Source organism: Streptomyces sp. NPDC005955 (assembly GCF_042871255.1).
Taxonomy (GTDB): Bacteria; Actinomycetota; Actinomycetes; order Streptomycetales; family Streptomycetaceae; genus Streptomyces.
Genome location: NZ_JBIAIF010000001.1, coordinates 201,151 through 213,184, shown reverse-complemented (window position 1 = coordinate 213,184; position 12,034 = coordinate 201,151). Strand labels below are relative to the sequence as shown.

Annotated in this window: 12 protein-coding genes; 5 read left to right on the top strand and 7 right to left on the bottom strand. The window is 73.5% G+C overall.

The window, feature by feature from the left end:
• Positions 1–102 precede the first annotated feature (102 nt).
• Positions 103–708, top strand: coding sequence for a MarC family protein (locus ACFYOU_RS00860; RefSeq protein WP_389765171.1), 606 nt, complete (start codon positions 103–105; stop codon positions 706–708).
• 125 nt (positions 709–833) lie between these two features.
• Here ACFYOU_RS00860 and ACFYOU_RS00855 read toward each other — a convergent pair whose 3' ends face one another.
• The gene (locus tag ACFYOU_RS00855) at positions 834–986 is read right to left on the bottom strand and encodes a hypothetical protein (protein ID WP_389765172.1); all 153 of its coding nucleotides are present in this window, start codon (positions 984–986) and stop codon (positions 834–836) included.
• A gap of 342 nt (positions 987–1,328) precedes the next feature.
• Between ACFYOU_RS00855 and ACFYOU_RS00850 the strand changes: the two genes are divergently transcribed.
• Complete coding sequence (locus ACFYOU_RS00850) at positions 1,329–2,273, top strand: NYN domain-containing protein (protein ID WP_389765174.1); 945 nt, start codon at positions 1,329–1,331, stop codon at positions 2,271–2,273.
• 31 nt (positions 2,274–2,304) lie between these two features.
• Here ACFYOU_RS00850 and ACFYOU_RS00845 read toward each other — a convergent pair whose 3' ends face one another.
• Together ACFYOU_RS00845 and ACFYOU_RS00840 are read right to left on the bottom strand one after the other, a co-directional pair.
• A complete protein-coding gene (locus tag ACFYOU_RS00845; RefSeq protein WP_391302443.1) occupies positions 2,305–3,216 on the bottom strand; it encodes an alpha/beta fold hydrolase in 912 nt (303 codons plus the stop codon).
• A gap of 129 nt (positions 3,217–3,345) precedes the next feature.
• A complete protein-coding gene (locus ACFYOU_RS00840) occupies positions 3,346–5,454 on the bottom strand; it encodes a DEAD/DEAH box helicase (RefSeq protein ID WP_391302441.1) in 2,109 nt (702 codons plus the stop codon).
• Between the two features lie 582 nt (positions 5,455–6,036).
• Between ACFYOU_RS00840 and ACFYOU_RS00835 the strand changes: the two genes are divergently transcribed.
• On the top strand, positions 6,037–6,774 hold the full coding sequence (locus tag ACFYOU_RS00835) for a ferritin-like fold-containing protein (RefSeq protein WP_385494588.1): 738 nt from the start codon (positions 6,037–6,039) through the stop codon (positions 6,772–6,774).
• A gap of 386 nt (positions 6,775–7,160) precedes the next feature.
• On the opposite strand, the gene ACFYOU_RS00830 is transcribed toward ACFYOU_RS00835, so the two are convergent.
• The 4 genes from ACFYOU_RS00830 to ACFYOU_RS00815 all read right to left on the bottom strand — a co-directional run bounded on the left by ACFYOU_RS00830 (position 7,161) and on the right by ACFYOU_RS00815 (position 9,096).
• The gene (locus ACFYOU_RS00830; RefSeq protein ID WP_389765180.1) at positions 7,161–7,424 is read right to left on the bottom strand and encodes a hypothetical protein; all 264 of its coding nucleotides are present in this window, start codon (positions 7,422–7,424) and stop codon (positions 7,161–7,163) included.
• Between the two features lie 180 nt (positions 7,425–7,604).
• Positions 7,605–7,832: a DUF3107 domain-containing protein gene (locus ACFYOU_RS00825; protein WP_385494585.1), complete on the bottom strand. Its 228-nt coding sequence runs from the start codon at positions 7,830–7,832 to the stop codon at positions 7,605–7,607.
• Between the two features lie 157 nt (positions 7,833–7,989).
• Complete coding sequence (locus ACFYOU_RS00820) at positions 7,990–8,634, bottom strand: TetR/AcrR family transcriptional regulator (protein ID WP_389765182.1); 645 nt, start codon at positions 8,632–8,634, stop codon at positions 7,990–7,992.
• 225 nt (positions 8,635–8,859) lie between these two features.
• On the bottom strand, positions 8,860–9,096 hold the full coding sequence (locus ACFYOU_RS00815; RefSeq protein ID WP_385494583.1) for a hypothetical protein: 237 nt from the start codon (positions 9,094–9,096) through the stop codon (positions 8,860–8,862).
• Between the two features lie 130 nt (positions 9,097–9,226).
• On the opposite strand from ACFYOU_RS00815, the gene ACFYOU_RS00810 reads away from it, so the two are divergent.
• On the top strand, positions 9,227–10,291 hold the full coding sequence (locus ACFYOU_RS00810) for an alpha/beta fold hydrolase (protein ID WP_391302436.1): 1,065 nt from the start codon (positions 9,227–9,229) through the stop codon (positions 10,289–10,291).
• 8 nt (positions 10,292–10,299) lie between these two features.
• Complete coding sequence (locus tag ACFYOU_RS00805) at positions 10,300–11,787, top strand: DUF3152 domain-containing protein (RefSeq protein ID WP_391302434.1); 1,488 nt, start codon at positions 10,300–10,302, stop codon at positions 11,785–11,787.
• Positions 11,788–12,034 lie beyond the last annotated feature (247 nt).

Here is a 12,034-nt window from a genome sequence, read left to right as displayed (position 1 = left end):
CACCCTCTGCTCCCGTGCCCCGTCCGGGACGCAGGTTCCCTCCCGTACCGCTCCGAGCTGCGCCGAACGGCGCCCGCTCCCTCCCGCAAGGCACTACCTACCGTGTTCGACCTCGCTGTGTTCGGGTCCCTGTTCCTGACCCTCTTCGTCATCATGGACCCGCCGGGAATCACCCCGATCTTCCTCGCGCTGACCTCCGGACGGCCCACCCGCGTCCAGAAGCGGATGGCCTTCCAAGCGGTCTGCGTGGCCTTCGGGGTGATCGCCCTGTTCGGCTTGCTCGGCCACGAGATCCTCAACTACCTGCACGTCTCGGTGCCCGCCCTGATGATCGCGGGCGGACTGCTGCTCCTGCTGATCGCCCTGGACCTGCTCACCGGCAAGACCGACGAACCGAAGCAGACCAAGGACGTCAACGTCGCCCTCGTCCCGCTCGGCATGCCGCTGCTCGCCGGGCCCGGTGCGATCGTCTCGGTGATCCTCGCCGTGCAGAAGGCCGACACCGTGGGTGCGCAGGTGTCGGTGTGGGTCGCGATCCTCGCGATCCACCTGGTGCTCTGGGTCGCCATGCGGTACTCGCTGCTGATCATCCGGGTCATCAAGGACGGCGGGGTGGTCCTGGTGACCCGGCTCGCCGGCATGATGCTGTCCGCCATCGCCGTGCAGCAGATCATCAACGGCGTCACCCAGGTCATCAAGGCGGCCTGAGCCCCCCCGGACCCACAGCAGTCCCCTGGACACACGACAGGGCCCCCGGTGACGACGTCGTGTCGTGCGGGGGCCCTGTCACACACCGGGCGCGGCGACCGTGGGCCGCGTGCCCGTCGGCGCTGTTACGAGGCGGACGGTTCCGCCGGGCGGATGTACAGCCGCTGCCCGATGGCGGCGGCCTGTTGGACGATCCGGTTGACGGAGGCGGCGTCCACGACGGTCGATTCCTCGGCGGTGCCGTCGACGTCGTTCAGGCGCATGATCTCGAAGCGCAAGAGCTTCTCCCTTCGTCTGCGTGATCCTCCCCGGGGGGAGAACTGGTCGTACGGACCGGACGCGCACCCGCACGACCACCGGGATCCCGGGGCCGGGGACGAGCCGGTCCGTCAAGAGCGCGTCGCACGCCGGGCAACCGCAGGGGCCCCGGGACGTGCGCTCACTCCCCGTACAGCGCGGTTTCCACCGTATTCATTCCCTACACTAAGGAAAATTTTCGCCGGACTAAAGAACGCCGGTGGCGCGGGACGGGTTGTGTCCCCTCCGGCGCGCCCCGGACAATGGGGGCGATGAGCGAGGAACAGCAGGGTGCGCCCTGGTCAGGGCCGGATGCCACACCCGTGAGAACGTCCGGGACGCACCGGGGTGACCCGGGCGCCCCGGCCCCGGGCGCCGAGGAGTCCGCCGCCCTGCTCGCCCGGCTCGACCTCACCAACGAGCTGCTGCGGCGCATGGTCGCCGAGGTCGCCAAGACGCCCGCCACCCACGCGATCTTCGTGGACGCCGGCTACGTCTACGCGGCTGCGGGCCGGCTCGTCGCGGGGACGGAGGACCGGCGCGCCTTCGACCTGGACGCCGAGGGGCTGATCGAGGCGTTCATCGACCGGGCCCGCACGATCTTCGCCGACAGCCGTCTGCTGCGCGTCTACTGGTACGACGGGGCCCGCCGCCGCATCCACACCGCCGAACAGCAGACCATCGCGGAACTGCCGGACGTCAAGGTCAGGCTCGGCAACCTCAACGCCAACAACCAGCAGAAGGGCGTCGACTCCCTGATCCGCACCGACCTGGAGTCGTTGGCCCGGCACCGGGCGATCAGCGACGCGGCCCTGCTCGGCGGGGACGAGGACCTGGTGTCGGCGGTGGAGGCGGCCCAGGGGTACGGGGCACGGGTCCACCTGTGGGGCGTCGAGGCGCCCGAGGGCCGCAACCAGGCCGAGCCCCTGCTGTGGGAGGTGGACAGCCAGCGCGTCTTCGACCTGGAGTTCTTCAAACCGTACGTGTCCCGGCGGACCGTCTCCTCGTACGAGACCCAGAACACCCCCCGGCCCAGCCGGGAGGACGTGCGGTTCGTGGGGGCGCAGATCGCCGCGAAGTGGCTCGCCGCCCGGGGGCGCGACGCCCTGGCCGACCTGCTGCCGGGGCACCCCTACCTGCCGGGCTCGGTGGACCAGGACCTGCTGGTGGAGGCCGAGGGCAAGCTCCAGTACTCGCTGCGCGGCCACTCTGACCTGCGACGCAGCCTGCGCGACGGTTTCTGGGAGCACGTGCGCACCCAGTACTGAGTACGCCCTCAGTGCCCGGGCGCCGGGAGGGTCAGAGCGGGACCGCGTCCCAGAAGTCGGCGAGGGCGGTGGCGGTCTCGGCGGGGCGCTCGGTGTTGGGGGAGTGTTCGGCGCCCACGACGACCGTGCGGCGCGCGGCGAGGCGGTCGGCCATCTCGTCGAGCAGCGGCACCGGCCAGGTCTCGTCCCGCTCGCCCGAGATGACGTGCCGGGGCAGGGAGAGCGCGGCCAGTTCGGGCACCCGGTCCGGCTCCGTGCACAGCAGGCGCCCGGCGGCGAGGATCTGGGCGGGGCTGTTGCGCAGCCAGCGGGCGCGCAGCGCTGCCTCGTCCGTCGCTTCGTCCGTCGCGTTGCCGTCCGCCGCGCCGGTGGCGGCGTCCTCGGGCGCGGGGGCCTCCAACGACTGCATCGCCTCCCACACCCGGCCCATGTCGAGCACGGCGAGGGCGTCCCGCAACAGCTTGACGCGCTCGCGCTGCGCTGCGGATATCTCGGCGGGACCGGAGGCCATCAGGGTGAGCGACGCGAACGCGGCCGGCTCGGCCAGCACCGCCGCGCGCGCCAGATGACCGCCGAACGAGTGCCCCAGCAGGTGCACCGGGCCCGGGCCGGTGGCCGCGAGGGCGTCCCGCTGGGCCAGTACGTCGCGCGCCAACTCCTCCTGGGCGTAGGGCGCCGGATCGTCGTGGGGGCCGGGCGACTCGTACTGGCCGCGCCCGTCGACGGCCACCGTGCGGTAGCCCCGGGCGGCCAGCGGCAGGAGCAGTGCGATGAAGTCCTCCTTGCTGCCCATGAACCCGGGCAGCAGCAGCGCGGTGCCGCGCAGGGGACCGTCCGGACGGTGCGCTCCGTCCGTGTCGAGGGCGGCGAACCCGCCGCGGGGCGTGGAGATCACCCGTGCGGAGACTCCCGGGGGCGGCACGAACGTCGAGGGCCTGCTCATACCCGAAGGCTAACGGCCGCCGGGAAGGGCCGCCCCGCCGAGGCACCGGGTTCCGTCGGGCGGACACGACAGCGGCCCGGCACCCCCGTGCGTCGGGGTGCCGGGCCGCCGGCCGTCAACTGCGGGACTTCAGCCCTCGGGGGCCTCGGCCACCTTGCGGGTGCGGCGCCGCCGGGGCTTCGCCTCGGGGTCCGCGGCCTCGGAAGCGGCGGGCTCGACGACCGCCGCGGCCTTCTTGGCGCGCGTGCGGCGCGGCTTGGCCGGCGCCTCGGTGGGCTCCCCGCCGTCGGCCTCGGCGGCCGGGGCGGTGGCGGTCTCCACGGGGGCGACCGCCTTCTTGCGGGTGCGTCGCTTGGGGGCGGCGGCCGGCTCGGCAACCTCCTCGGCGGTGACGGGGGCGGCGGGCGCCTCCGGCTCCGTGGCGACGGCCTTCTTGCGGGTGCGGCGACGCGGCTTGGCCTCCGCGGCGTCCACGACGTCCTCGGCGGCCGGGGCTGCCACGGCGTTCGGCGCTTCCTCGGCGGTCGGTGCTTCCACGGCGGTCGGCGCGACGGCCTCCGCCTCGGGGGCGGCCGCCGCCTTGCGGGTCCGACGGCGCGGCTTGACCTCGGGCTCCGCGGTCACCGCTTCGACGGTCACCCCGGTGCTCGGCTCCGCGACCTCGGCCACCACGGCCGGTGCCTCGACGGCCTTGCGGGTCCGACGGCGCCGGGGCTTCACCTCGACCTCCTCGGCGACGGGGGCCTCGGCCACCGTCGCGGAAGCGGTCACGGCCTCGACGTCCGCCACGGCGGGCGCCTGCGCTGCGCCGGCGGTGGCACCGGAACGCGTCCGGCGGCGACGCCGGGGCGCCTCCACGACCTCGGGCGAGGGCTCGACCGGCGACTGCGTGCCGGCGGTCGACGCGCTCGGGTTCGCGGCGGCGTCCTCCAACGGGGTACCGCCACGGGTCCGACGACGACTGCGCGGCGTCCGGGCGGGCCGCTCGCGTTCCTGCGGGGCGGCGGCGACGGGAGCCCGTCCACCACGACCGCGGGGGCTGCGCCCGGTCTCACCGAGGTCCTCGACCTCTTCGGCGGCGAGCCCGGCCCGGGTCCGCTCCGAACGCGGCAGGATGCCCTTGGTGCCCTCGGGGATGCGCAGCTCGGCGAAGAGGTGCGGGGACGTGGAGTACGTCTCCGGCGGATCGGTGAAGGGCAGGTCCAACGCCTTGTTGATGAGCTGCCAGCGCGGGATGTCGTCCCAGTCGACCAGGGTGATCGCCGTACCCGAGGCACCCGCGCGACCGGTGCGGCCGATGCGGTGCAGATACGTCTTCTCGTCCTCGGGGGACTGGTAGTTGATCACGTGCGTGACGTTCTCGACGTCGATGCCGCGCGCGGCCACGTCCGTGCACACCAGCACGTCGACCTTGCCGTTGCGGAACGCCCGCAGCGCCTGCTCCCGGGCGCCCTGGCCCAGGTCGCCGTGGACGGCACCGGAGGCGAAGCCGCGCCGCTGGAGCTGCTCGGCGATGTCGGCCGCGGTGCGCTTCGTCCGGCAGAAGACCATCGCCAGGGCGCGGCCCTCGGCCTGGAGGATGCGGGCGACCATCTCCGGCTTGTCCATGGAGTGCGCGCGGTACACGTGCTGCGAGGTGTTCGCCACGGTCGCGCCCTCGTCGTCCGGCGCGGTGGCGCGGATGTGCGTGGGCTGCGACATGTAGCGGCGCGCCAGACCGATGACGGCGCCGGGCATCGTCGCGGAGAACAACATGGTCTGCCGCTTCGGCGGCAGCATGTTGATGATCTTCTCGACGTCCGGCAGGAAGCCCAGGTCCAGCATCTCGTCGGCCTCGTCCAGGACGAGGCACCGGATGTGCGTGAGGTCGAGCTTCTTCTGGCCCGCGAGGTCGAGCAGGCGTCCGGGGGTGCCGACGACCACGTCGACGCCCTTGCGCAGGGTTTCGACCTGCGGCTCGTAGGCCCGGCCGCCGTAGATCGCGGTGACCCGGACGTTGCGTACCTTGCCCGCGGTGAGCAGGTCGTTGGTGACCTGGGTGCACAGCTCACGGGTCGGTACGACGATGAGCGCCTGCGGTGCGTCGGTCAGCTGCTCGGGGGTGGCGCGCCCCGCCTCGACGTCGGCCGGGACGGTGACCCGCTCCAGGATCGGGAGGCCGAACCCGAGGGTCTTGCCGGTACCGGTCTTCGCCTGGCCGATCACGTCCGTGCCGGAGAGGGCGACGGGGAGGGTCATCTCCTGGATCGGGAAGGGCGTCGTGATACCGACGGCCTCAAGGGACTCGGCGGTCTCGGGAAGGATTCCGAGATCTCGGAAAGTCGTCGCTTGCGTCTGCGTAATCAGGGTGGTGCCTCTTCTGTGAGACGCGGTGCGGAGTGAGCGCTTGGGGGTCTTGTACCGTGCCGGTGAACCCCGGCCGCCTTCGCGAACCGGGTGGCGCGGGACCACAGCCGACGCTCGAAACTCTCGTACCGCTATGAGGGCCCCTCCATCGTCGGTACGCACTGTGCCGTACCTGGGAGGGCTGTCTGGTCGGAGCCGATCGGGCCAGCGACCGGGCATCCTCATTCCTGTGCCCGTCGTGTTCGCCGACTCAACCTGCCGTGGTCACCCGTTCACATGACCATCGTGGTACATCGGCGCACTCAGCGGGCGCATTACCACCATACCCCGGAATCGCGCAGGCGCGGTGGCCGAATTCGTCACGTCACGGTCGCAGGGTGGCTCGCGCACGCCCCGTGCACCGCTCGTGCGCCCGTCGCCACACTCCTTGACCAGGGCCTTCCCGGGGTGGCCGCGCGGGCTATTGTGCGCTTCATGACGACGCCTGACCACGCTGCCGAAACGCCCGCCGAACCCACCGGGGTCGCCGCCCAGGACTGGGACCGCGCCTCCGCCGACCCCCAGTACCGGGCCGCGGTCGTCGATCTGCTCGGCGCGCTCGCGTACGGGGAGCTGGCGGCGTTCGAACGGCTCGCGGAGGACGCGAAGCTCGCGCCCACCCTCGCGGACAAGGCCGCGCTCGCCAAGATGGCGTCGGCCGAGTTCGCCCACTTCGAGCAGTTGCGGGACCGGCTGGCGGCGGTCGGGGTCGAGCCCACCGAGGCGATGCAGCCGTTCGTCGCCGCGCTGGACGGGTTCCACCGGCAGACCGCGCCGTCGGACTGGCTGGAGGGCCTGGTCAAGGCGTACGTGGGGGACTCCATCGCCAGCGACTTCTACCGTGAGGTCGCCGCCCGGCTCGACTCCGACACCCGGGCGCTGGTGCTCGCCGTCCTCGACGACACGGGGCACGGCGGGTTCGCCATCGAGAAGGTGCGGGCGGCCATCGACGCGGATCCCCGGGTCGGGGGGCGGCTCGCCCTGTGGGCGCGACGGCTGATGGGGGAGGCGCTGTCGCAGTCCCAGCGGGTGGTCGCGGAGCGCGACGCGTTGTCGACGATGCTGGTGGGCGGGGTTGCAGACGGGTTCGACCTGGCCGAGGTCGGGCGGATGTTCTCGCGGATCACCGAGGCGCACACGAAGCGGATGGCTGCGTTGGGGTTGGCCGCGTGATGCGCGCGGTGCGCTGTTGTTCTTGGTGGCGTTCCCCGTGACGTCGGGTGCGGGTGCGCTCCGCTGGGCCTGCGCTGTCCCGTGCGGGTGCGCTGGGCTGTTGCGCCGTTCCCCGCGCCCCTAGTCAGGGGTTGCCTCTTGCGGTGCGCTGTTCCCTGCGGGTGCGTCGTGGTTGCCCGCGCAGTTCCCCGCGCCCCCACGGGGCTCCGCCCCTCCGACGGGGTCCGCCGCACTGACGGGGTCCGCCGCACTGACGGGGTCCGCCGGGCTGAGGGGCTTCGCCGAGCTCAGGGGATCCACCGGCCTAGGGTGCCCCGATAGGGGCGCGGGGAACTGCGCAACAGCCCAGCGCACCCGCACGGGACAGCGCAGCCGGACGCGAGGGGTCAAGCGGGAGCGGAGCGGCGTACGCGGTGGGGGCGCAGCAACAGGGACAGCAGCGCAACGGCAACCGTGCCCGCACCGAACAACGTCGTGGCGACCCCGGGATCCCCGAGCGCCGTACGCGTCACGAACGCACCGAACAAGGCCCCCACCACCCCGGTGGTCAGCACCAGCCGAGCCGCGGGCAACCGATCCGCCCGCAACCGCAGTACGGCCAGCGCCAGACCGAGCCCGATCACCGCGGAACCCACCGCCACCCAAACCATGTCGTGGTCCCTCCCACGCGGTTCCGCCGCATCCGTCGTCCGTGCAGCGGATCTACCCCCGCCGTCGAGCGGGCAATCCTGTCCCGGTGCGCACACGACGGAGCGGCCCGGCGGGATTCACCCCACCGGACCGCTCCGTCGTGTCTGCGGGCCCGCGTCACCGCACGGGCGGACGGCCGCCTACAGCGCGCTGAAGCCCACCTTGCGCTGCGTCGGCTCACCGAGCTCCACGTACGCGAGCCGGTCGGCCGGCACGAGCACCTTGCGGCCGTGATCGTCCACCAGGCTCAACAGCTGAGACTTGCCGGACAGTGCCTCGGCCACCGCGGTCTCGACCTCCTCGGCGGTCTGACCGCTCTCCAGAACGATCTCGCGGGGCGCGTGCTGCACGCCGATCTTGACCTCCACGGCTATGTCCCTCCGACGGTCTTGATGTGCGCGGCCCTCCGCGCCGTACCTGGCACACACTAGCCCGGTGCGCCGGGGGGAAAGTCACGGTGGAACACGCCGGTAGCGAACAGCGCGCGGGTGCGGTCCGGTCCTCGTACCGGATCGACCGCCGCGGCTACTGCGGCAGCTCCGTGCCGTGCAGCGGGAAGCCGGCGATGCCGCGCCAGGTCAAGGAGGTCAGCAGGTGCACGGCCGTGTCCCGGGGGATGTCGCTGCCGCTGGACAGCCAGTAGCGGGCCACCACCTGGGAGACGCCGCCGAGACCGACCGCCAGGAGCATCGACTCCTCCTTGGGCAGGCCCGTGTCCTCGGAGATCACCTCGGAGATCGCCTCCGCACATTGGAGGCTCACCCGGTCCACCCGTTCCCGGACGGCCGGCTCGTTGGTCAGGTCCGACTCGAACACCAGACGGAACGCGCCGCCCTCGTCCTCCACGTACGCGAAGTAGGCGTCCATCGTGGCCGCCACCCGCTGCTTGTTGTCCGAGGTCGAGGCGAGGGCCCCGCGCACCGCCTGGAGCAGCGCCTCGCAGTGCTGGTCCAGGAGCGCCAGGTACAGATCGAGCTTGCCCGGGAAGTGCTGGTACAGCACCGGCTTGCTGACCCCCGCGCGCTCCGCGATGTCGTCCATCGCGGCTGCGTGGTAACCCTGGGCGACGAACACCTCCTGGGCGGCGCCCAAGAGCTGGTTGCGCCGGGCACGCCGCGGGAGGCGGGTGCCCCGCGGGCGGGCCGCGTCTGTCTGCTCGATGGCTGTCACGCCGCCTCCCAAGATCGACCGTGTGCGGTGTGCGCCGCGACGCCCATCGTACTTTTCGGTAACCCCTCGGCGCGCGGCGCGAGGGCAGAATTTCACGTACCGGACGGGGCGGGAACGCCCCGGACGCAGGGGGAACCGTACACAGGGCGCGCAGCGGGCGCCGCGCCAGCGTCACCGGCCCGCGCCCGCCGGCGGCCCGCGCCGCCGTGCGTCAGCGGTGTCCGGTCAGCGGTAGTCGTCCTCGTCCAGTGCCACCACGCGGGCCTGCTCGGCGCGGTCCCCCTCGTCGGCGGAAGCGGGGTCGGAGCCCGGGACCGCGTCGTCCTGCTCCGGTGCGAGCTCGGTCAGCTGCTCCGCCGTGTCCGCCTCCGGCGCCTCGACGTCGTGGGCGGTCCTGGCCTGCGCGGCTTCCCGGGCGTCCTCGGAGCGCCGGGTCCCGGGGTCGGTGGGGTCGGTGGCCATGCTGTCCTCTTCCCGAGCGGTGGGGCGTCCGGCCCCTCGACGGGGGGAGGGTGCCGGTGCCCCCACGCTACGCCCAGTCTGTGACGGCGAACACAGGAAACCGGGCGTGATGGTCTCGTAACATTGCCGCATGTCTTCGTCGGAGTCGCCGCACCTGTCAGCCGCGGCCGTGCCACGGGTCGGCGCGGTCAGGGCCGCGGAGGGGGAACGGCTGCACTCCGTCCGGCTCCCCGGGCTGTCCCTCGCCGTGCGCTCGCGCCCCGCGGCCCGTCCCGGCCTGCCGCCCGCGCTGTACGTCCACGGGCTCGGCGGTTCCTCGCAGAACTGGTCGGCCCTGATGCCCCTCCTCGACGACCTCGTGCACAGCGAGGCGCTCGACCTGCCGGGCTTCGGCGACTCGCCGCCCCCCGAGGACGGCGCCTACTCGGTCACCGCGCACGCCCGCGCCGTGATCCGCTACCTGGACGCCGCCGGCCGCGGCCCCGTGCACCTGTTCGGCAACTCCCTGGGCGGTGCGATCACCACCCGGGTGGCCGCCGTCCGGCCGGACCTCGTACGGTCGCTGACCCTGGTCTCGCCCGCCCTGCCGGAACTGCGCGTCCAGCGCACCGCGGTGCCGACGGCCCTGCTGGCCCTGCCCGGGGTCGCCGCGCTGTTCACCCGGCTGACCCGGGACTGGTCGGCCGAGCAGCGCGTCCGCGGCGTGGCCGGTCTGTGCTGGGGCGACCCGGAACGGGTCACGCCCCAGGGCTTCGCCGCGGCCGTCGCGGAGATGGAGCACCGCCAGACGCTGCCCCACTTCTGGGACGCGATGGCCCGCTCCACCCGCGGCATCGTCGACGCCTACACCCTCGGCGGGCAGCACGGACTGTGGCGGCAGGCCGAACGGGTGCTCGCCCCGACCCTGCTGGTGTACGGCGGGCGCGACCAGTTGGTCTCCGCCCGGATGGCGGAGCGGGCGGCACGTTCCTTCCGGGGTTCCCGACTGCTCACCCTGCCCGACGCCGGGCACGTCGCCATGATGGAGTACCCCGACCTCGTCGCCACGGCCTTCCACGACCTGCTCCGCGACCTCGGCACGGCCGCCGCGAGAACGGGCGGCACGGACCGGAACGACGGTGGGCGGGACAGCGGACGCGCGACTGTGGGACCCTCCGGTACGGATGAGTCCGCCGACGCGCAGACGGGGAGCTGAGACGCCGCGTGGGACGCCATAGCCGCAAGGGCCCTGCGGCGAAGAAGGGTGACGCCGCGCCGCGTGCTGCCGCGCCCCGGTCCGCCGAGCCTCCCGCCCCCGCTCGCGAGCCGCGGGCGGGACAGCCGCGGATCCCGCAACCGCCGCGGTACACCGAGGGGACCCCCGCCCGGGGCGTGCCCCTGGTACGGGGCGGACACCCCGAGCAGCGGGAGGCCGGGGGAGGCTGGGGCACCGTTCCCGGCGCCGCGGCCCCCGGGCGCCACCAGGTGCCCGGTCCCCGACAGGACTACGTCGACGCGTTCGGGGACGACGGCACGGACGACGTGTTCACCGCGGGGTCGCACGGACCGCCCCCCGGCGCCGCGGGACCGCGGACGGTCCTCCCGGGGCCCTACCGCTCGGGCCCGTACGGAACGGGGCCCGCGACCCCGGGCGCCCCGTCCGCCGGACCCCCGTACGCCCCCGCCGACCCGTACGCCTCCGTCACCCGCTGGGACGACGTCGAACTCGCCGACCCCCTCGACCCCACCGACGCCGCCGCCGTCGAGGAGGCCGCGCACCGGGCCGACCCCCGGCAGCCCGCCGCCGGACGGGCCCGCCGCCGGGCCGCGGTACCGCCGCCGCGCGGGCCCGGTGACGAGCGGGGCCACGCCCCGGCGGGACCTGCGGGGCCTGCGGGCCGGGGCGGCAAGAGCCGTACCTTCACCGGGATCACCGCCGCCGCGGTGACCACCGTCCTCGCCGTCGTCGTCGCCGGACAGGTGGCCGAGCGGGACGGTGACACCACCGGGCACACCCGCGCCGCGGAGGAGGCCGACCGGCAGCGCGACGATCCGCCCTCGCGCTCCGACAGCCGACCCACCCCGTCCGACAAGCCGGCCGTCGCGAAGCCCCCGACGTACGCCGAGCAGATGGGGCGGACCTACCCGCTCGACCCGAAGCTCAAGGCGACCGGGAAGTTCGACGCCGTCCCCGGTTTCGTCAAGGCGCCCGGCAAGGGACAGCGGTTCCGCTACCGCGTCGACGTGGAGCGGGGCCTCGGCCTCGACGGCCGACTGTTCGCCGATGCGATCCACAAGACCCTGAACGACGAGCGCAGTTGGGCCCACGGCGGAGCCCGTACCTTCGAACGGGTCTCCTCGGGTGAGGCGGACTTCGTCATCACCCTGGCGAGTCCCGGGACCACCGGCGCGTGGTGCGCCAAGTCCGGCCTCAACACCACCATCGACAACGTCTCCTGCGACTCGGCCAGCACCGAACGCGTGATGATCAACGCGTACCGCTGGGCGCAGGGCTCCGAGACCTACGGCAAGCGCATCCACGCGTACCGGCAGATGCTCATCAACCACGAGGTGGGGCACCGACTGGGCTTCGGTCATGTGAGCTGCCAAACGGACGGCGAACTCGCCCCCGTGATGCAGCAGCAGACGAAGTTCCTCGCCCACGACGGCATCAGTTGTCGGGCCAACCCCTGGGCCTACCCGGAGAGTTGACCGATCATCAGGAGAGCGTCCGGCCCGACCCGGACGTCACTCCATGCGGTCGTCGTGATCCATAGCGCGACCGAACGCCGTCCGCACGCGAAAGTTACGTCTCTTCACCCCTTCCGGTGGCGGGGGGGGGCCCCCCCCGCCCCCCCCCCCCGCCCGCCCCGCCCCCCGCCCCCCCGGGGGGCCCCCCCCCGCCGCGGGGCCCCAAAACGCCCCCGCGGGGGGGGCGGGGGGGGGGGGTTTGTTTGCC

What these genes read in the sequence shown, in the direction of transcription:
- ACFYOU_RS00845 (WP_391302443.1), bottom strand. Translation starts at nt 3,216, where the DNA reads ATGAGCAGGCCCTCGACGTTCGTGCCGCCCCCGGGAGTCTCCGCACGG.
- ACFYOU_RS00840 (WP_391302441.1), bottom strand. Translation starts at nt 5,454, where the DNA reads ATGACCCTCCCCGTCGCCCTCTCCGGCACGGACGTGATCGGCCAGGCG.
- ACFYOU_RS00835 (WP_385494588.1), top strand. Translation starts at nt 6,037, where the DNA reads ATGACGACGCCTGACCACGCTGCCGAAACGCCCGCCGAACCCACCGGG.
- ACFYOU_RS00830 (WP_389765180.1), bottom strand. Translation starts at nt 7,424, where the DNA reads ATGGTTTGGGTGGCGGTGGGTTCCGCGGTGATCGGGCTCGGTCTGGCG.
- ACFYOU_RS00815 (WP_385494583.1), bottom strand. Translation starts at nt 9,096, where the DNA reads ATGGCCACCGACCCCACCGACCCCGGGACCCGGCGCTCCGAGGACGCC.
- ACFYOU_RS00810 (WP_391302436.1), top strand. Translation starts at nt 9,227, where the DNA reads ATGTCTTCGTCGGAGTCGCCGCACCTGTCAGCCGCGGCCGTGCCACGG.